Origin of the sequence: Streptomyces sp. RB17 (assembly GCF_009604455.1) — a bacterium.
Classification (GTDB): Bacteria; Actinomycetota; Actinomycetes; order Streptomycetales; family Streptomycetaceae; genus Streptomyces.
Genome location: NZ_WEGL01000001.1, coordinates 54,800 through 73,976 on the forward strand (window position 1 = coordinate 54,800; position 19,177 = coordinate 73,976).

General features: G+C 72.2%; 13 protein-coding genes and 1 other RNA gene. 10 read left to right on the top strand and 4 right to left on the bottom strand.

The window, feature by feature from the left end; genetic code table 11:
* Positions 1 to 21 precede the first annotated feature (21 nt).
* On the bottom strand, positions 22 to 1,404 hold the full coding sequence (locus SRB17_RS00210; protein WP_153533542.1) for an ABC transporter substrate-binding protein: 1,383 nt from the start codon (positions 1,402 to 1,404) through the stop codon (positions 22 to 24).
* Between the two features lie 171 nt (positions 1,405 to 1,575).
* Positions 1,576 to 5,496 carry an FHA domain-containing protein gene (locus SRB17_RS00215; RefSeq protein WP_153533544.1) on the bottom strand — a complete coding sequence of 1,307 codons (3,921 nt, stop codon included), beginning with the start codon at positions 5,494 to 5,496 and terminating at the stop codon, positions 1,576 to 1,578.
* 337 nt (positions 5,497 to 5,833) lie between these two features.
* Between SRB17_RS00215 and SRB17_RS00220 the strand changes: the two genes are divergently transcribed.
* The 4 genes from SRB17_RS00220 (at position 5,834) to SRB17_RS00235 (ending at position 11,505) form a co-directional block, all read left to right on the top strand.
* Positions 5,834 to 7,510 carry a serine/threonine-protein kinase gene (locus SRB17_RS00220; RefSeq protein WP_323374770.1) on the top strand — a complete coding sequence of 559 codons (1,677 nt, stop codon included), beginning with the start codon at positions 5,834 to 5,836 and terminating at the stop codon, positions 7,508 to 7,510.
* A 154-nt stretch (positions 7,511 to 7,664) separates the two neighbouring features.
* A complete protein-coding gene (locus tag SRB17_RS00225) occupies positions 7,665 to 8,891 on the top strand; it encodes a serine/threonine-protein kinase (protein ID WP_153533546.1) in 1,227 nt (408 codons plus the stop codon).
* 305 nt (positions 8,892 to 9,196) lie between these two features.
* Positions 9,197 to 10,303, top strand: a complete 1,107-nt coding sequence (gene prfB, locus SRB17_RS00230) for a peptide chain release factor 2 (RefSeq protein WP_323374771.1) — start codon at positions 9,197 to 9,199, stop codon at positions 10,301 to 10,303.
* 299 nt (positions 10,304 to 10,602) lie between these two features.
* On the top strand, positions 10,603 to 11,505 hold the full coding sequence (locus SRB17_RS00235) for a hypothetical protein (protein ID WP_153533548.1): 903 nt from the start codon (positions 10,603 to 10,605) through the stop codon (positions 11,503 to 11,505).
* Between the two features lie 107 nt (positions 11,506 to 11,612).
* On the opposite strand, the gene SRB17_RS00240 is transcribed toward SRB17_RS00235, so the two are convergent.
* Positions 11,613 to 11,804 (bottom strand): hypothetical protein, encoded by a 192-nt coding sequence (locus tag SRB17_RS00240; protein WP_153533550.1) that lies wholly within the window; start codon positions 11,802 to 11,804, stop codon positions 11,613 to 11,615.
* A 237-nt stretch (positions 11,805 to 12,041) separates the two neighbouring features.
* On the opposite strand from SRB17_RS00240, the gene ftsE reads away from it, so the two are divergent.
* The 6 genes from ftsE to SRB17_RS00270 all read left to right on the top strand — a co-directional run bounded on the left by ftsE (position 12,042) and on the right by SRB17_RS00270 (position 17,314).
* Complete coding sequence (ftsE, locus tag SRB17_RS00245) at positions 12,042 to 12,731, top strand: cell division ATP-binding protein FtsE (protein WP_031159396.1); 690 nt, start codon at positions 12,042 to 12,044, stop codon at positions 12,729 to 12,731.
* A gap of 34 nt (positions 12,732 to 12,765) precedes the next feature.
* Positions 12,766 to 13,683 (top strand): permease-like cell division protein FtsX, encoded by a 918-nt coding sequence (gene ftsX, locus SRB17_RS00250; RefSeq protein WP_153533554.1) that lies wholly within the window; start codon positions 12,766 to 12,768, stop codon positions 13,681 to 13,683.
* Positions 13,684 to 13,750: 67 nt separating this feature from the next.
* Complete coding sequence (locus tag SRB17_RS00255) at positions 13,751 to 14,935, top strand: S41 family peptidase (protein WP_194293870.1); 1,185 nt, start codon at positions 13,751 to 13,753, stop codon at positions 14,933 to 14,935.
* An 80-nt stretch (positions 14,936 to 15,015) separates the two neighbouring features.
* Positions 15,016 to 15,558: an SsrA-binding protein SmpB gene (smpB, locus tag SRB17_RS00260; protein ID WP_153535457.1), complete on the top strand. Its 543-nt coding sequence runs from the start codon at positions 15,016 to 15,018 to the stop codon at positions 15,556 to 15,558.
* 110 nt (positions 15,559 to 15,668) lie between these two features.
* Positions 15,669 to 16,037, top strand: a transfer-messenger RNA (tmRNA) gene (gene ssrA, locus SRB17_RS00265).
* 182 nt (positions 16,038 to 16,219) lie between these two features.
* On the top strand, positions 16,220 to 17,314 hold the full coding sequence (locus SRB17_RS00270; protein WP_153533556.1) for a hypothetical protein: 1,095 nt from the start codon (positions 16,220 to 16,222) through the stop codon (positions 17,312 to 17,314).
* On the opposite strand, the gene SRB17_RS00275 is transcribed toward SRB17_RS00270, so the two are convergent.
* Entirely contained in the window at positions 17,300 to 19,102 is a 1,803-nt protein-coding gene (locus tag SRB17_RS00275; protein ID WP_153533558.1) for an MFS transporter, read from the bottom strand. The two genes, SRB17_RS00270 and SRB17_RS00275, sit on opposite strands and share 15 nt — an antisense overlap.
* Between the last annotated feature and the right edge of the window lie 75 nt (positions 19,103 to 19,177).

Consider the following 19,177-nt stretch of genomic DNA (forward strand, 5'->3'; position numbering starts at 1 on the left):
GCCGCCGACGCCATCGCCGGATCAGCTCCCGCTTCCGTACGCGGCCGCCGCGTCCTTCTCCAGCTTCGCCTGGGTGCCCGCCACGTCCGTCGGGTTCTTCAGGAAGTCCTGCAGGTCCTTCCACTCACCCTTGCCGGGGGTGCCGCCGAAGGCCTGCGGGGCCTGGTCGGACATGTCGAAGCGGAAGTCGTCGCCGGACGCGATCAGCGCCTTGGCGATCTTCTGCTGCACCGCGTTCGGGTACGCCGAGACCGGCACGTTCTTGTTCGGCGAGAGGAATCCGCCGAGCCTCGCCTCGATCGTCGCCGCGTCCGGGGAGGCGAGGAAGGTGACCAGGGCCTGGGCCGCCTTGGAGTCCTTCAGGACCACCGCCGCGTCACCGCCGGAGACCACCGGTGCGGTGGACCCGACCGCCGGGAACGGGAACACCTTCGCGTCCGTGCCCACCTTCGCCTTGGTCTCGCCGATGTTGACCTGCACGAAGTCACCCTCGTACACCATCGCCGACTTCGGCTGGTCACCGCCGGTGAAGGTCTGGGTGACCGAGGCCGGGAACTCCGTCTGCAGCGCGCCGTCCTGGCCGCCCGCGAGGTAGTCCTTCTTGCCCCAGATCTGGGCGAGGGTCGTCAGCGCCTGCTTGACCGAGGGATCCGTCCACTTGATCTTGTGCTGGGCGAGCTCGTCGTACTTCTGCGGCCCCGCCTGGGACAGATAGACGTTCTCGAACCAGTCCGTCAGCGGCCAGCCGTCCGCGCCGGCCACCGAGAACGGGGTGACTCCGGAGTCGTACACCGCCCGGGTCGTGGTCAGCAGATCCTGCCAGGTCTTCGGCTCCTTCGCGCCGGCGTTCGCGAAGACCTTGGCGTTGTACCAGATCAGCGACTTGTTGGCGGCCTTGTAGTAGACGCCGTACTGCTTGCCGTCGACCTTGCCGATGTCCTGCCAGCCCTGGGAGTAGTTCTTCTGCAGCTCCTTCAGGGCGTCCGGCCCGATCGGCTTGGCCCACCCCCGCTGCACGGCCTGCTTGATGGCGCCGGGCTGCGGCAGCATGGCCACGTCCGGCGGCTGGCCACCCGCGATCTTCGAACCGACGAAGTTGATGATCGGGTCCTGGGCGGGCACGAACGTGACCTTCGCGCCGGTGCGCTTCTCGAACTCGGCCAGGACCTGCTTGAAGTTCTTCTGCTCCTGGCCGGTCCAGACGGCGGCGATCTCCAGGTTCGCGCCGTTCAGCTTCGGCAGGGTGAGGGTGGAGCCGGTGGCTTCGCCGGTCTGCCCGCCGCTGCCCTTCTCACCGTTGTCATTGCTGCTGGAGCAGGCGCTCAGGGCGAGGGCTCCCGTGAGCAGCGCGGCGAATGTGGTGACGGTCCTGCGTGTCCGGATGGTGCTGCTCTTGCTGTGCATCACTTCCCCGTTCGTCGTTCTCCATTGAACGTCAGAAGACTGTCCCGTGCGGTCCGGTGTACGCCGGGCCACTCGGGGTGGGCAAGGGCGCCTGCTGTGTCGAACGGGTCATCGTGACCGGCTCGTGACCGGCGGTGTATGCGTGCCTCTTCGGCCAGGGCCGGACAGGTCCTAGAGCAGGGACGGCACCTCCGCCGCCGACACCTCCCGGGCCGCCCGCTCCACCGCGCTCGCCAACAGGGCCAGGTCGGTGGGGCCGTTGCCCAGCTCCCGCACCGGCCGGCGGGCCGGCGGGTCGCCCATGCGCTGCCAGTCCAGTGGGACCACTGTGGGCCGCTGGGTCGCGGTGCGCGGGATACGGCCCGTCACGCGGCCGCCCTGGAAACCGACGGCCCGCCCGTCCGCGTACACCAGCCGGCCACGCCCCGGAGCCGGTTCGTCCGGCCCCTGCTGGGGGGCGTCCAGCACGACCCGCAGGGCCGCCCGCCGCGCGGGCTCGGTCTCCGCCGTACGGCCGCCGGTCCCGGCCGCCGCCACCAGATGCACCCCGAGCCGCTCGCCCTCCCGGGCCACCGCCTCCAGCGCGCGCATCACCGAACCGGCGGCGGGCCGGCCCGGCGAGCCGAGCGGGGGTGAGACCAGGGCGTCCAGGTCGTCCACGACGACCACGAGCCGCGGCAACGGCGGCGCCGCCTCGGCCCGCTGCCGCGCGGCCGCCCCCGGCCGCAGCCGCAGGGTGGAGCTGGGCGGTGCCTCTATGTCGCCGGTCGCGGCGGAGGGCGTGCGCTGGGCGACGATCCGGCCGGACAGCTCACTGCCCGCGTGCCACTGGGCGAAATCGGTCCGCCCCAGCAGCTCCGCCCGCCGCTTCAGCTCGGCGGCCAGCGACTGGGCGAACTCCCGCATGCGGACGGGGTCGTTGGCGACGAGGTGGGTGGTGACGTGCGGTATGTCGGTGCACACGCGCAGCCCTTCACCGTGCGCGGCGCTGGTGCCGACGCCGTCCCGGCCGTCGATCAGCACGATGCCCAGCCGGTCCGGCCGCTCGGCTGCCGCCAGCGAGGCCACCACGGCCCGCAGCACCTCCGTACGACCGCTGCCGGCCGGCCCCTCGATCAGCAGATGCGGTCCGTCGGCCACCAGGTCGGCGGTGAGCGGCCCGCGCGGCCCGGCACCGAGCACCGCCCGGGCCCGGCCGCCCAGGGCCTGGGTGTCGTCGGCCGCGTCGGCCCAGCGCGCCATCAGCGACGCCGGGGTGGCCCGGGCCAGGCCCAACTCGTCCAGCAGCCGCGCCGACTGCGGCAACGGCGCCGCCACGCGCGTGTCCCGCTCGCCGGTCGGGCCGTCCGGCCGCAGCGGGGCCAGCGCCCGGGCGAACCGCTCCGCCCAGGCGAGGGACACGGCGTCCACGGCGGCGAGCGTGCCCGGTTCGACGGGTCCGCCCGGCGCCACCCGCAGCAACTGCAGCGCCGTGGCGACATCCCCGCCGAGCAGTGCCACGGCACCGCAGTGCCGGAACGCCGGCGTCACCGCGCACGCGGCCTCGTACGTCCGCGCCACGGGGGAGGCCGGCGAGGCGGGCTCGGTCTCGGCGAGACAGACGACATGAATCCCGGCCCGCGGCCCGGCCACGGCCAGCCGCGCGACCGCGTCCCGCAGCGCGCTGCCTCCGGGGTCTCCGTCCACCACGACGACGGTGTACGGCCCGGAGAACCCACTGCCCCCACCGACCTCGGCGTCTTCCCTGGCCCAGGAGGGGCGGCGGGACGGGGTGGCCGACGGGTGGGTGCCGTTCCGGCCAGCGGCAGGGGCACCGGAGGGGTGTGCGGTGGTGCCGTGGTGGCCGGTGGACTGGGTGGTGCGCGTGGGGTGTGCGGCGCCGGTGTGGCCGAGGGCCGGGTCCTGGCTGGATGCGCCGGGGGCCTGGGTGGTGCCGGAGGTGTGTGTGGTGGCTCCGTGGGGGCCGGGATCGAGTCCCTGGAGCGGTGTGCCCGGCACGGCGGCGGTGCCGTGGGTGCTGGAGGTGGGGCCGTGCACGGTGGCGTCGGAACCGAGTCCCGGGGTGCCGGGGTGGCCGGGAAAGCCGCCCTGGGCGGGGCTGCCCGGCGTGGTGGGGGTGTCCCACTCGGCGGTCGCCGGGGACTGGGGCTGGGCTGCGGAGGACTCGGAGGGGGTGCCGGGCAGACCGGAGACGGCGCCTTGGGCCCGGGTGCCCTGCGTGCCGATCGACGGGCCGTGCGCGGCCGTGCCGGGGTGGCCGGGAAAGCCCCCCTGGGCGGACATGCCCATGGGGGAGCCGGATGTGGCTGGGCTGGTCGGCTCGCTGGGCGTGGGGTCGCCCGGTGCGGTACCGGGGGCCGGAACTCGGGCGGAGACGGGGCGGGCCGCGGTTCTGCCGGTCGCCGCGTGGTCGTCGACCCGGCGCAGGAGTTCCTCCGTGCGGGCCGCCGCCTGCTCGCGGTCGTAGGCCAGCAGCAGCCGGCAGTCCTGGCCGTGGCCCGGCCGGACATGCGGGAGCCAGCCCAGCCAGGACCACTCGGCCGTGCGCTCCTCCACGGGGCGGGAGCGGTCGGCGCTGATCAGCACGATCTCCAGCAGGTCGGGGGAGTGCAGTGCGGCCAGCTGGGCCAGCACCGCGCGGGTCAGCCCGGACAGCCGGGGACGCGGACCGGCCAGACCCAGCGCCCCCGCCTCGAGCAGTGCCGCCGTCACGGGCACCGCGGGCACCAGTCCGGAGCCGTCCGGTGCGCTCCGGTCCGCCGTGCCGAGCCGCACGGTCAGCGTCTCCGGATGACCGGGCCCGCGCTCCCACAGCCGGGGCCCGGGACCGAGTGCCGACAACAGCAGTGCGGCGGGGTCCGGCCAGGTCTCGGGCTGCTGCGTCGCGGTGGCCGCCGGGCCGGTGCCGGCTCGGGCGTCGGCGGCGCCGTACGCCTCGGGCCGGGCGGGCTGTTCGCCGCGCCCACCGGCCAGCCGGCGCGCCCAGGCGCCGAGCCCACGCCGCCGTACGCCCTGCGGGACGTCGATGCCCCGGACGGGAGTGCCCTTGCGGCCACCACTCCCCAGTGGCTCCCCGTCCGCCCCGCCGGCCCCGAGGCGCCCCGCGTGCGTGTCCCCGCCGAACGCGCCACCGGACGTGTTCTCGATCCGGGGTGCCCCGCCCTGCCCCGGCACCACGGTCGACCCCCGCTGATGCTCCTGCGCCCCGCTGCCGGAAGTCCCCCAGTCGTCGGAGCCGTAGCCGTGCTGCCCGATTCCGGAGGCGCCGGCAGCACTCACGGACGTCGGTCCGCTCACACCGCCGTCCCCCGCGGCCGCCGACGGTGATCCCGCCCCACGAGGGCCACCCGCACCCGACGACGCTGCCTGCACGCGTGGTGCGGGCCGGAAGCCGGAGCCGGCCGAGGGCCGGTCCGCGGAGCCGCCCGCCAGGGCGACCCGGACGCACCCCTCACCGTCGGAGACGGTCCGCACCCGCGCGGCCGGTCCCCCGGACGGAGCAACCCGAAGCGCCGACTCCCCGATCCGCAGCAGGCCCCCGGCAGGGACCCGCACCGGGCGCTCGCCCACCCGCACCCCGTCCAGCGCCGTGCCGTTCGTGGAGCCGAGGTCGGCGACGGACACCCGCCCGTCCGCCCCGACGGTGACCACGCAGTGCAGCCGGGACACGTCGGGGTCGTCCAGCGGCACGTCCGCATCGGCCGAGCGGCCCACGGTGATCCGGCCGCCGTGCAGCAGATGGACCCCGCCCGCGTCCGGGCCCGCGACGACATGCAGCTGGGTCGGCGCGTCGTCCAGCTCGGGATGTGGCTCGGCGGCCGCCGGGGCGCCCAGGGACAGCACGGCGCCGTCGACCAGCGGAGGCTCTCCGAGCGTGCAGCGGCGTGGATCCAGCCGCTCGGGGCCGGCGTAGAGGACGACGGAGGAGTTCGCGGCGTCGCGGCCCTCCCCGGTGACCGCTCCTGCCAGCGCCGACGCGACCGCGCCCAGGTCCGTGCCGACGGGCGCCGTGACCAGCACGTCGCGGCTCGCGGCGCGGCCCCGCTGCGGGGACGCGCCCAGCGGGTCTACGACGGTCAGCCGGATCTGCATCCCCACCCCACACGAGCACGTCGGCAAGTACTGCAAGGCATCCTCGCACCTGCCACTGACAACGCGCCCGGTACCCGGCATCAAGTGATCTTGATTGGTCGGCTCTGCCCCCAAAAGTGCCTGACCAGTGCCGCACAAGCGATCACTTGAGATCGGTCACGTCCGGCCCCCGGCAACCGGCGGACCGACATGAGCGTCTTCCCGTCGAACACATCGAACAAGCTCGGGAACGCTTACGTAGTGCCCTCGGGGGCGGCACTACAGTGGATCGGAACAACCGGAACGACAACCGGAATGCAGGCAAGCAAGCATCAGCAAGCAGCAGGGAGCGCGTGACGTGCGGCCAGTCGGCAGCAAGTACCTGCTTGAGGAGCCGCTCGGACGCGGCGCCACAGGCACCGTCTGGCGTGCCCGCCAGCGCGAGACCGCGGGCGCCGAGGCGGCCGTACCCGGACAGCCGGGCGAGACGGTCGCGATCAAGGTCCTCAAGGAGGAACTGGCGAGCGACCCGGACATCGTGATGCGCTTCCTGCGCGAGCGCTCCGTCCTGCTCCGCCTCACCCACCCGAACATCGTCCGGGTCCGCGACCTGGTCGTCGAGGGCGATCTGCTGGCGCTGGTCATGGACCTCGTCGACGGCCCCGACCTGCACCGCTACCTGCGCGAGAGCGGCCCGCTCACCCCGGTCGCCGCCGCGCTGATGACCGCGCAGATCGCCGACGCGCTCGCCGCCAGCCACGCCGACGGCGTCGTGCACCGCGACCTGAAGCCCGCCAACGTCCTGCTCAAGCAGGACGGCGGCCAGATGCACCCGATGCTCACCGACTTCGGCATCGCCCGCCTCGCCGACTCCCCGGGCCTGACCCGCACCCAGGAGTTCGTCGGCACGCCCGCGTACGTGGCACCGGAGTCCGCCGAGGGCCGCCCGCAGACCTCCGCCGTGGACATCTACGGCGCCGGCATCCTGCTGTACGAGCTGGTCACCGGCCGCCCGCCGTTCTCCGGCAGCACCGCGCTGGAGGTGCTGCACCAGCACCTGAGCGCCGAGCCGCGCCGCCCCTCAACCGTCCCGGACCCGCTGTGGACGGTCATAGAACGCTGTCTGCGCAAGAACCCCGACGAACGGCCCAGCGCAGAGAACCTCGCGCGCGGCCTCAGGGTCGTCGCCGAGGGCATCGGGGTGCATGCGAACGCCGCACAGATCGCCGCCGCCGAGGGCGTGGGCGCGCTGCTGGCCCCGGACCCGGCCCCGACCGCCGTCCCGGGCGTGCCCGGCGCCGCCGACCCCACCCAGGTGCTGCCGAACACCGGCCCCCGCGCGTACGACCCGAACGCCGCGACCAGCGTGCTGCCGCACACCGGCGGCCCCGCCGGCGCCGCCGACCCCACCGCCGTGCTGCCGAACACCGGCGCGGCGGACCCGACGGCGGTGCTGCCGAACACCGGCCCGCAGGGGCAGCCCGAGCAGCCGCACCCCTGGCAGACCCAGCTGCGCGCCGCCCGCGACCGCAACGAGCAGACGCAGATCCAGTACCTGTCCCCGGAGGACGACCCGCTGCACCACCGGCCCCAGCGGCAGGTGGCCCGTCCCCAGCAGCAGCCGCGGCAGGCCCCGCAGTCCCGTCCGCAGCAGCCGCAGCCGCGCGGCCGGCAGCAGGGGTACCAGCAGGGGTACGGCTATGCGCCGCAGCAGCAGCCCCAGCAGTACGCCCCGCCACAGGCGCCGCAGCGGTACGCGCCGCCCGCACCGGAGCCGCAGCGGCCCGCCCGCGAGCCCCGGGCGCCCCGGCAGCGCAGCGCCAACCCGATGAAGATCCCGGGGCTCGGCTGCCTGAAGGGCTGCCTGTTCACGATCGTCATCCTGGTCGTGGCGAGCTGGCTGATCTATGAGCTGACCCCGCTGCACACCTGGATCGGCCAGGGCCGCAGCTACTGGCACGAGGTGAGCCACTGGGCCGGCCAGGTGAGCAAGTGGGTCAAGGACCTGGGCGGCTCCTCCGGCGGCGGCAACTGAGCGCACGGAGGGTGAGCGGGGGCGTGAACTCGCGGTAACCGACGACGAGTTTGCGGATTTGTCGACATCTGGCGGGTGATTTCCGCCTCCGCGGTGAAGGTTGGCGCGCCGGACGCGTAGTTTTATCGGCAACACGCGTCTGGTAGGAGCAGCCTTGGCACGGAAGATCGGCAGCCGGTACACCGCGAACCAGATCCTGGGGCGGGGCAGCGCCGGCACGGTGTGGCTGGGCGAGGGGCCGGAGGGTCCCGTCGCCGTCAAGCTGCTGCGCGAGGACCTCGCCTCCGACCAGGAGCTCGTCGGACGCTTCGTGCAGGAGCGCACCGCGCTGCTCGGCCTGGAGCACCCGCACATCGTCACCGTGCGCGACCTGGTGGTCGACGGCAACGACCTGGCCCTGGTCATGGACCTCGTGCGCGGCACCGACCTGCGCACCCGGCTGGAGCGCGAGCGGAGGCTCGCCCCCGAGGCGGCCGTGGCGATCGCCGCCGACATCGCCGACGCGCTGGCCGCGGCCCACGCGGCCGGGGTCGTCCACCGGGACGTCAAGCCCGAGAACGTGCTCCTCGACATGCAGGGCCCACTCGGCCCCGGCGGAGCCCATCCGGCCCTGCTCACCGACTTCGGCGTGGCCAAGCTGATCGACACGCCGAAGCGGACCCGGGCGACGAAGATCATCGGTACGCCGGACTACCTCGCCCCCGAGATCGTCGAGGGCCTGCCGCCGCGCGCGTCCGTGGACATCTACGCCCTGGCGACGGTCCTGTACGAGCTGCTCGCGGGCTTCACCCCGTTCGGCGGGGGCCACCCGGGTGCGGTCCTGCGCAGGCACGTCACGGAGACGGTGGTACCGCTGCCCGGTATCCCGGAGGAGCTGTGGCAGCTGATCGTGCAGTGCCTGGCCAAGGCGCCCGCGTCCCGGCTGCGCGCCTCCGAGCTGGCGGTGCGGCTGCGGGAGCAGCTGCCGACGCTGGCCGGGCTGCCGCCGCTGGACGTGGACGAGCCGGAACTTTCCGAGGAGGCCGCCGACGAGCCCGTGCCGTCGGCCCCGCCGGGGGACGATCCGGTACGGCGGCGCGGGGCGGTGTCGCTGGTGCCGGGCGCCAAGCCGGACTCCAACCGGGACACGCACACCTCGATGCGCGTGCCGGGGCCGGACGAGCTGGCGGGCGGCGCGCACGGGACCGCTCGCGCCCCCCGGGCCGCCGGCGCGCCCCGGCCGGGGTCGGCCAGGCACCGGGCCGCGGTGCGGCGGCGCCGGGTGACGCTGGGAGTGGCCGGGGTCGTCCTGGCCGCAGTGGTGGGCGTCGGCGCGTGGCTGGCGTCCGCCGACGGGGACTCGGACACCCCGTCGGGCACCCACAGCACATCGACCCCCTGACCCGCCCCAGGGAGCGAAGCCCCCTGGACCCCCCGCTTGCCCACCCGCCCATCCGACTCGCTCCGCTGAGAAGTGGCCGCCGGCCGGGCTATCGCGGTTCGGCCGGCCTGCAGGCGGCACCCCGCTCCCCCTGGCACCCTCGCCCGGGACGGTGCGCTCTGGGCCGACGGAGTCGGGTGGGAGGGTGGGCGAGGCACGGGGGTCTGAGGGCGGAGCCCCCGGCGGAGGGCGCCGCAGCACAGGGCGCCCCAGCAGCTCGCAAGCACCCGGGTCTCGCTGCTCGGCGGAGCCGTTACGCTGGATGCGTGGCAGTCGTCGATGTATCCGAAGAGCTGAAGTCCCTCTCCTCGACCATGGAGTCGATCGAGGCCGTCCTGGACCTCGACAAGTTGAGGGCAGACGTCGCCGTGCTCGAGGAGCAGGCGGCCGCGCCGTCCCTCTGGGACAACCCGGACGAGGCGCAGAAGATCACCAGCAAGCTCTCCCACCTCCAGGCCGAGGTCAGGAAGGCGGAGGCGCTGCGCGGCCGGATCGACGATCTCGCCGTCCTCTTCGAGATGGCCGAGGAGGAGGACGACCCGGACACCCGTGCCGAGGCCGAGGCCGAGCTGGCCCAGGTGAAGAAGGCGCTGGACGAGATGGAGGTCCGTACGCTGCTCAGCGGTGAGTACGACTCCCGTGAGGCGCTCGTCAACATCCGCGCCGAGGCCGGTGGCGTCGACGCCGCCGACTTCGCCGAGCGGCTCCAGCGCATGTACCTGCGCTGGGCCGAGCAGCGCGGCTACAAGACCGAGCTGATCGAGACGTCGTACGCCGAAGAGGCCGGCATCAAGTCGACCACCTTCGCCGTCCAGGCGCCGTACGCCTACGGCACCCTCTCCGTCGAGCAGGGCACGCACCGCCTGGTGCGCATCTCGCCGTTCGACAACCAGGGCCGCCGCCAGACCTCCTTCGCCGGTGTGGAGGTGCTGCCCGTCGTCGAGCAGTCCGACCACGTCGAGATCGACGAGAGCGATCTCCGGATCGATGTCTACCGGTCCTCGGGCCCGGGCGGCCAGGGCGTCAACACCACCGACTCCGCGGTCCGGATCACCCACCTCCCCACCGGTATCGTGGTCTCCTGTCAGAACGAGCGGTCGCAGATCCAGAACAAGGCCACCGCCATGAATGTCCTCCAGGCCAAACTGCTGGAGCGGCGCCGGCAGGAGGAGCAGGCCAAGATGGACGCCCTCAAGGGCGACGGCGGCAACTCCTGGGGCAACCAGATGCGTTCGTACGTGCTGCACCCGTACCAGATGGTCAAGGACCTGCGCACCGAGTACGAGGTCGGCAACCCCGAGGCCGTGTTCAACGGTGAGATCGACGGGTTCCTGGAGGCCGGTATTCGCTGGCGCAAGCAGCAGGAGAAGTAACTTTGTCGACATGACAACTGCCGCCCGAGAGGCGGCAGTTTGTCTTTTGTCTGGGTTTTACATCACACTCACAGGCTTCAACTCACTGCAAACACCCCCCGAAGGGACATTGCGCCCGCAACGGCCTTGACGTTGCTTTGAAAAATCGGAAGGGTGAAGCGTGGCATGCGTACTTCAAGGGGCGCATGTGAACCGGGGGAATGAGTTGACGCGACTTCGTCACCGGCTGCCTCCCGTCGATCACGGCAACGCCCCATGCGCCGCCTCATTGACGATCAGCTACTGGGGGTAGCAACCATATGACGAAGAAGACGCGGATCCGGGTCGCGCGGATAGCCGCCGGCGCCGTGATCGCGGCCGGTGCGTCACTGACCGCGGCCGGCGCGGCCTCCGCCCTGGATCTCGATGTCCAGGCGGGCCCGATCAGCCTCGGTGTCACGACGGACGGCAACGACACCGACGGCACGACCGACGGTTCGACCCAGGGGACGACCGACGGTTCCATCCAGGGCGCCACTCTCGGGGTGACCGAGGGCACGACCCAGGGCAGCACCGAGGGTGACACCCAGGGCTCGACCCAGGGTGACACTCAGGGCTCGACCCAGGGTGACACCCAGGGCAGCACCGAGGGTGACACTCAGGGCAGCACCCAGGGTGACACCCAGGGCAGCACCGAGGGTGACACCCAGGGCTCGACGCAGGGGTCCACCCAGGGCTCGACCCAGGGGTCCACCCAGGGCTCGACGCAGGGCAGCACCCAGGGCTCGACCCAGGGCAGCACCCAGGGCTCGACGCAGGGCAGCACCCAGGGCTCGACCCAGGGCAGCACCGAGGGCGGTTCCGGTAACGGTGGCTCCGGTAACGGTGGCTCGGGCAACGGCGGCTCGGGCAACGGCGGCAACACCGGCGGCAACGGCGGTTCCGGCACGGGTGGCAGCAGCACCGGCGGCAGCAGCACGGGCGGCAACAACGACACCCCGCAGGGCGGCGGCAACGACAACGCCTCGCAGGAGGAGGGCTCCTCGACCCTCACCGACACCGGTTCCGACACCCAGGCCCAGGGCAACGGCAAGCAGCTCGCCGAGACCGGTGCCGGCCAGACCGCGTTCCTGGTCATCGGTGCCGCGACAATGATCGCCGGCGGCATCGGCTTCCGCATCCTGCCGCGTCTGGCGGGCGGCCGGGGCGGCGCGGCCGCCTGAGCGTAGCCGTACGGTCACGCAGCGCGCTCGGCGCGCACACCGAAGGGCCCGGAGCCTGACGCTCCGGGCCCTGACGGGTTTCCGGGACTTTTCTTACGCGATCCGCGTCACGCGGTCTGGTGCGCCAGCAGCGCCACCGCGGCGATCAGCACCGCCAGCAGGGCGACCAGCGCCATCGGGTTCACCCCGCCCAGGAAGCCCTCTTGCTGCAGTCGCTCGCGGTTGGCACGGCACACCGAGCACCGGCCCTCGCTCACGGGCGCCGCGCAGTTCGCGCACACCAACCGGTCGTACGTCATGCGCTCGCCCTCCTCGCACCGGCATTCACTCGTCACAACGCTCATGGGAACGAGAACGTTCCCCCTCCACTGTGCCAGGTTCGCGGAGCGCGTGCGCGGGCCCCGGGAGAGTCGGGGGAGGACAGGGTCCGGGACAAAAGCGTACAAGCCTTACCCAACCTCGACCTGCGACTGCACTTGCACACCCGGTTCGCGTATGGTCACGCTCATCTACCCCCGGCGACCCGTGGTGCATCCGTGATCCGATTCGACAACGTCTCCAAGGTCTACCCCAAGCAGACCCGCCCCGCACTCAGGGATGTCTCCCTCGAGGTGGAGAAGGGCGAGTTCGTGTTCCTCGTGGGGTCCTCCGGCTCCGGAAAGTCCACCTTCCTGCGACTGGTCCTCCGCGAGGAGCGGTGCAGCCACGGACAGGTGCACGTGCTGGGCAAGGACCTCGCGCGCCTCTCCAACTGGAAGGTGCCGCAGATGCGCCGCCAGCTGGGGACGGTGTTCCAGGACTTCCGGCTCCTTCCGAACAAGACCGTCGCGGAGAACGTGGCCTTCGCCCAGGAGGTCATCGGCAAGTCCCGCGGCGAGATCCGCAAGTCCGTGCCGCAGGTGCTCGATCTCGTCGGGCTCGGCGGCAAGGAGGACCGGATGCCCGGCGAGCTCTCCGGCGGTGAGCAGCAGCGCGTGGCCATCGCGCGGGCCTTCGTCAACCGGCCCAAGCTGCTGATCGCCGACGAGCCCACCGGCAACCTCGACCCGCAGACCTCCGTCGGCATCATGAAGCTGCTCGACCGCATCAACCGGACGGGCACCACCGTCATCATGGCGACACACGATCAGAACATCGTGGACCAGATGCGCAAGCGCGTCATCGAGCTGGAGAAGGGCCGCCTCGTCCGCGACCAGGCCCGCGGCGTCTACGGCTACCAGCACTAAGCAAGTTCACGACGGAAAGGCTCGACCAGACGCCATGCGCGCCCAGTTCGTCCTGTCGGAGATCGGTGTCGGTCTCCGCCGCAATCTGACGATGACCTTCGCCGTCATCGTCTCCGTCGCCCTGTCCCTGGCGCTCTTCGGCGGCTCGCTGCTGATGAGCGACCAGGTGAGCACCATGAAGGGCTACTGGTACGACAAGGTCAACGTCTCGATCTTCCTGTGCAACAAGCACGACGCCGACTCGGACGTCAACTGCGCCAAGGGCGCGGTGACCGAGGACCAGAAGAAGCAGATCCTCTCGGACCTGCACAAGATGCCGGTCGTCGAGAAGGTCGCCTACGAGTCGCAGGACCAGGCGTACAAGCACTACAAGGAGCAGTTCGGCAACTCCCCGCTGGCCAGCTCGCTGACGCCGGACCAGATGCAGGAGTCGTACCGGATCAAGCTCAAGGACCCGCAGAAGTACCAGGTGATCGCGTCCGCCTTCAACGGGCGCCCCGGTGTGCAGTCCGTGCAGGACCAGAAGGGCATCCTGGACAACCTCTTCCAGCTGCTGAACCTGATGAACCGGGGCGCGCTCGGCGTGATGGCGATGATGCTGATCGTCGCGCTGCTGCTGATCGTCAACACCGTGCGCGTGTCGGCGTTCAGCCGCCGGCGCGAAACCGGGATCATGCGCCTGGTCGGTGCCTCGGGCTTCTACATCCAGGCGCCGTTCATCGCCGAGGCCGCGGTCGCCGGACTCATCGGCGGCGGACTCGCCTGTGTGGCCCTGGTGGTCGGCCGGTACTTCACCATCGACCACGGCATGGACCTCGCCCACAAGCTCACGCTGATCAACTTCGTGGGCTGGGACGCGGTGTTGACCAAGCTGCCGCTGATCCTCGCAACGAGCGTTCTCATGCCGTCACTTGCGGCGTTCTTCGCGTTGCGCAAGTACCTGAAGGTGTGACGCACGCCAAAAGGGCCGTACGGGCATCCGCCCGTACGGCCCTTCGCGTTGTCCTAGACTCACCGCCATGTCAGGTCGCGACCTGTTCTGTCCGCCCCGCCGCATGCGCCGCGGGGCCGCCCTGACATTGGTCTTCGCCGGCGTCCTGGTCACCGGCGCCGCCACCGGCTCCTTCCCGGAGCCCGACGCCACCGCGCCCGCGGCGTCCGCGCGGAAGATCCTCGCCCCTGCGGGGGGTTCGGACACCGGGCACGAGGACGTCCGGAAGGCCGCCGCCGAGGCGATGGCCGACGGCAAGTCCCCGATGGAGGCCGCCGAGCAGGCCGTCAGCCGCAGCGGGGACCGCTGGGGCGCGGTGTACTCGGAGGGCGAGTACCAGGAGTTCCAGGAGGCGCTCGACGGCCGCTACACCGGCGTCGGCCTGTGGGCCAGGCGCGAGCGGGACGGCCGGATCGAGGTGACCCGGGTGCGGCCCGGCTCACCGGCCGCCGAGGCCGGGATCCGCGAGGGCGACCGGCTGCGCAGCGTGGACGGCAGCAAGGTCGACGGGCGGCCGGTCACCGAGGTGGTCTCCTTACTGCGCGGCGACGCCGACGACGCGGCCGCGGGCACGCCCGTCACCCTGGGCCTTCAGCGCGGCACGCGCGCGTGGACCGAGACGCTGCACCGGGCCAGTCTGTCCACCGACTCCGTGACCGTGCGCCGACTGCCCGGCGGGGTCACCGTCATCAAGATCGCCGCCTTCACCAAGGGCTCCGGAGACGCCGTACGCGCCGCCCTGCGGCAGACCCCGGCCGACGACGGGATCGTCCTCGACCTGCGCGGCAACTCCGGCGGCCTGGTCACCGAGGCGGTGGACACCGCCTCCGCCTTCCTCGACGGCGGCCTGGTCGCCACCTACGACGTCAAGGGCGCCCCGCGCTCCCTGCACGCCGCACCCGGCGGCGACACCGGCCGGCCGCTGGTCACCCTGGTCGACGGCGGCACGATGAGCGCCGCCGAGATGCTCACCGGCGCGCTCCAGGACCGGGGCCGCGCGGTGGTGATCGGCTCGCGCACCTTCGGCAAGGGCTCCATCCAGATGCCGACCGAGCTGCCCGACGGCTCGGTGGCCGAGCTGACCGTCGGCCACTACCGCACCCCCTCCGGCCACGCGGTCGACGGCCGGGGCATCACCCCCGACCTGGAGGCGGGCCCGGAGGCGCTGAACCGGGCCGAGACGGTCCTCACCGGCCTGGGCGCCCCCTCGTAACCAGTCGTGCGGCCCCACGTAATCGGCTGTACTCACACCCCCTGTGTGGTGCGAAAATGGTCGGCACTATGAGCAAGGGAATGTACGTACCCAAGGAGTCCCAGCCCAAGCAGGGCGGCGGGGCCGCCAAGGCCCGGGACGGCGAGAAGGGCGGCAAGCGCAAGATCGTCGCCCAGAACAAGAAGGCCCGGCACGACTACGCGATCATCGACACCTACGAGGCCGGGCTCGTGCTCATGGGTACCGAGGTCAAGTCGCTGCGCGAGGGGCGGACGTCGCTTACCGACGGCTTCGTCCAGATCGACCGCGGTGAGGCGTGGCTGCACAACGCCCACATCCCCGAGTACCACCAGGGCAGCTGGACCAACCACTCCGCGCGCCGCAAGCGCAAGCTGCTCCTGCACCGCGAGGAGATCGACAAGCTGGAGTCGAAGTCCCAGGAGACGGGTCACACGATCGTGCCCCTCGCCATCTACTTCAAGGACGGCCGGGCGAAGGCCGAGATCGCCCTCGCGCGAGGCAAGAAGGAGTACGACAAGCGGCAGACTCTGCGGGAGAAGCAGGACCGGCGGGAGTCGGACCGGGCGATCGCGGCGGCGAAGCGCAGGCAGCGCGGCGTCTAGCCGGCCGCCGGGGAATAGGCTGGCATCGTCGTGCGTAGGTCACGTACGATGGCAGTGCACTCCACAGAGGGTGCGCAGACCCTCCGCGGAGGGGATTGAAAAATCAACATGGGGATGATCGGTTTCGACAGCGGCTGTCGAAGCAGGGGAAGCGTGTCGAGGAAGCGGCAATGATCTCGTAAACCATATGTCGCAAAAAATAATCGCCAACACCAAGCGCGATTCCTTCGCCCTCGCTGCCTAAGTAGCGACTTGCGAAGTGTCAGCCCGGGGCTGTTCCCGACCCGGATCCTGGCATCAGCTAGGGGACTAAACCTTGATCCCGGTCACGGGGTGAAGAGGGAAACCACACAGTGACTGAGCCCGTCGGCGACTTGTTCGCGTGATCGCCGGGGCCGAGAAAAGCGAAGCGGACTGCACACGGAGAAGCCCTGATTCCGCACCGTTGGACGCGGGTTCGATTCCCGCCATCTCCACCAGGCCCCTTAGGGGGTCACCCCATGTGGGCGAAGGCCCCGTCGCGTTCAGCGGCGGGGCCTTCGTCATGCCCGGAACCGCGCGAACCGCGCACGCACACCCCCTTGCCGGATTGGTCTGGACCTGCCACGCTGCCGGCGCCACCTCCCGCGTCCCGCAGGCCGCTCCTCTCCCGGAGGTTCGTATGCGCACCCGGTTCCGCCGCAGACTGCTCCTCGCCCTCGGGCTGCTCGGCGCTGTGATCGTCCCGCAGGCCCCCGCCGCCTCGGCCGCGGCCACCACCCCGATGCAGATCTACGGCGCCTGGCACTGCTCGAACGACGCCTGCCTCTGGGGCACCGTCCGGACGGTGAGCGAGTTCGACAGCCAGAACCACTGGCTGATCGACCGCGGCGACGGCCGGCCCTCGGTCAACCTCGTCGTCCTCAGCTTCGTCGAACCCCTCAAACTGCTGCACGGCACCACCGACGCCACCACCCTGAACGGCGTGCCCCGCGGCATGACAAAGGACATCGTCCAGTACTTCACCTCCCACGGGATCCGGGTGATGCTCTCCATCGGCGGCATCACCTACACCAACTCCTGGGACAGCGCGCTCGCCGAGAATCCGACCCTCCTCGGACAGCGGGCCGCCGCTGTGGCGAGCGACCTCGGCGTCGGCATCGAGATCGACTACGAGCAGAACACCGGCCCCGACCTCACCGGCCTGCAGTCCTTCATCGACGCCTACCGGGCCGTCCACGCCTACGACGCCTCCGGTGCCGACCCCGCCGCCCGCCTCACCATCGACGTGGCCGCCGGCGACCGCTGGCTGATCGACCTCGACCGCAAGGCGACCACTGACTGGCTGCGCACCGACACGCCGGTCCTCGACTACGCCAACGCGATGGTGCCCTCCCGGCAGCCCTCCACCAGCTCGGCCATCGCCAACTGGCAGGAACACGTGGACGGCAAGCCGACCTACGCGCCCCCGATCCCGCCGCTCGCACCCGCCAAGTTCACCGGCGCCGTCTACATCAGTGACCAGAGCAAGACCCTGCCCGAGTGCACGAACTTCGCGAACTCCCTGGAGAACTCCACCGGTTCGTTCGTCCAGTCGGTCGCCCCGAACGGCGCCGGCAGCACCTCCGGCATGCTCGGCCAGATGTTCTGGGCCGCCGAACGCCCCTCCACCCGGGGCAGCGGCACGACCCCGCCGAACACCTGTGAGGGCGGCGTGGGCGCGGGCGCGACCGCGTACGGCATCTCGCTGCCGATGCCCGCGCTACGACAGAACTGATCCGCGCGCCACCGCTCGGCGGTGTGAACCGGCCGCCCGCGCGCAGGAGTCGATGAGCAGCGCGAGGGCGGCCGCGACGGCCGGTACGGCGAAGGCCGCGACCGGCGAGAGGTGCTCGGTCGCCCAGCCGCCCGTCGCCGAGCCGCAGGCGATGCCGGTCAGCAGCCCGGTCACCACCAGGCTCATTCCCTCGTTGAGGCGGTCGGCGGGGGTGCGCCGCTGCACCAGCCCCATCGCCGTCACCATGGTCGGCGCGGTCGCCATGCCCGCCACCAGCAGCGCCCCCGCCAGCACCGGGAGGGCCCCGGCGGTCGCGGCGGCCACCCACGGCAGGGTCATCAGCACGGCCATCGCAGCCAGCCAGCGCGAGAGACCGGGCCCGGCCGCCAAGGGCTCCCCACCCGAACCTTCCGGCACCGGCCCCCCGTGCGCGGGGTGCACGGCGCACTCCGGGGCCTGGGCGGGGTCTGGGTGGGTTGCGGTGTGCTTCGGGGTGAGGGCGGGGTCTGGGTGGGTTGCGGTGCGCTGGGGGGTCTGGGCAGGGCCTGCGTGGGTTGCGGTGCGCTGCGGGGTGAGGGCCGTGTCTGTGCGGGTCGCCGTGCGCTGCGGGGTGAGGGCCGGGGCCGCATGGGGCGCCGTGCTCCTCGGGGTGAAGGCCGCGTCCGCGTGGGTCGCTGTGCGGTCGGGGGTGAGGGTCGGGTCTGTGTGGGTTGTCGTGCGGTCGGGGGTGGGGGCCGGGTCCCGGCGGGTCGCTGTGCGGTCGGGGGTGAGAGCCGTGCCGGGGTGAGTTGTCCTGCGGTCGGGGGTGTGGGTCGGGGTTGCGTGGGTTGCTGTGCGCTTCGAGGTGAGGGTCGAGTCGGCGTGGGTGGCTGTGCGTTTAGGGGTGAGGGCGGGGTCCGCGTGGAGTGCCGCGCTTCCCGGAGCAGGGGGTGCGTCCGCGTGGGTTGCCGTGTGCTTCGGCTTCAGTGCTCCGAAGGCCAGGCCCGCCGCGCACGAGCCCGCTGCCTGGAGAGCGAGGATCACGCCCGCCGCCGTACGGTGACCCTGCGCGTCGGCGTAGGCGATCGTGACGACCTCCATCGAGCCGAACACCGCCCCGGTCGCGGTGAAACAGGCCAGCAGGGGCGGGATGCCCGGGCTGCGCAGCGGCGAGGGCGCCTGGGTGCGGGCCCGTGGCGGCGGCTCGGTGGCCCGCTGGGCGGTGAACAGCAGCATGCCGGCGAGCAGCAGCACCGCGCCGGTGAGCGTGCCCGCCTCCGGGAAGAACGTGCCGGTGAGGAAGGACGCCAGCACCGGGCCGAGCATGAAGCACAGCTCGTCGGCGGCCTGTTCGAAGGAGTTCGCGGTGTGCAGCGCGCCGGCGTCCTCGCCCAGCAGATGGGCCCAGCGGGCGCGGGACAGGCCGCCGATGTTCGGGGTGGCCGCGGTGAGGGCGTACGCGGCGAACAGGGTCCAGTCCGGGGCGCCGTAGCGGACACAGAGCAGCAGGGTCAGGCTGCCGAGCACGGAGACCAGCGTGGCCGGTACGGCAACCCGGGCCTGTCCGTGCCGGTCGACGAGCCGGGCGAGCCACGGTCCGGCCAGTGCGGTCGCCGCGAGACCGGTCGCGGTGACGGCACCGGCCAGGGCGTACGAGCCCCGCGAGCCGGCGATCATCACGACGGCGCTCACGCTGAACATGCCCATGGGCAGCCGGGCGAGGACGTTGCCGGTGGTGAAGGCACGGGCGCCGGGGAGGGCGAAGAGGCGGCGGTAGCCGCTGGTGGTGGAGGATATGGCCGAGGGCATGGACTCACCCTCGCCCCGAGTGGATCACGGGGTCCAACACCTTCTCGGTGCCGATTCACGCACCCGCGTTGTAAG

Bases quoted from the DNA above. Each gene is read 5' to 3' on its own strand.
- SRB17_RS00210 (WP_153533542.1), bottom strand. From the start codon at position 1,404: ATGCACAGCAAGAGCAGCACCATCCGGACACGCAGGACCGTCACCACA.
- SRB17_RS00215 (WP_153533544.1), bottom strand. From the start codon at position 5,496: ATGCAGATCCGGCTGACCGTCGTAGACCCGCTGGGCGCGTCCCCGCAG.
- SRB17_RS00235 (WP_153533548.1), top strand. From the start codon at position 10,603: ATGACGAAGAAGACGCGGATCCGGGTCGCGCGGATAGCCGCCGGCGCC.
- SRB17_RS00240 (WP_153533550.1), bottom strand. From the start codon at position 11,804: ATGACGTACGACCGGTTGGTGTGCGCGAACTGCGCGGCGCCCGTGAGC.
- ftsX (WP_153533554.1), top strand. From the start codon at position 12,766: ATGCGCGCCCAGTTCGTCCTGTCGGAGATCGGTGTCGGTCTCCGCCGC.
- SRB17_RS00255 (WP_194293870.1), top strand. From the start codon at position 13,751: ATGTCAGGTCGCGACCTGTTCTGTCCGCCCCGCCGCATGCGCCGCGGG.
- smpB (WP_153535457.1), top strand. From the start codon at position 15,016: ATGTACGTACCCAAGGAGTCCCAGCCCAAGCAGGGCGGCGGGGCCGCC.
- SRB17_RS00270 (WP_153533556.1), top strand. From the start codon at position 16,220: ATGCGCACCCGGTTCCGCCGCAGACTGCTCCTCGCCCTCGGGCTGCTC.
- SRB17_RS00275 (WP_153533558.1), bottom strand. From the start codon at position 19,102: ATGCCCTCGGCCATATCCTCCACCACCAGCGGCTACCGCCGCCTCTTC.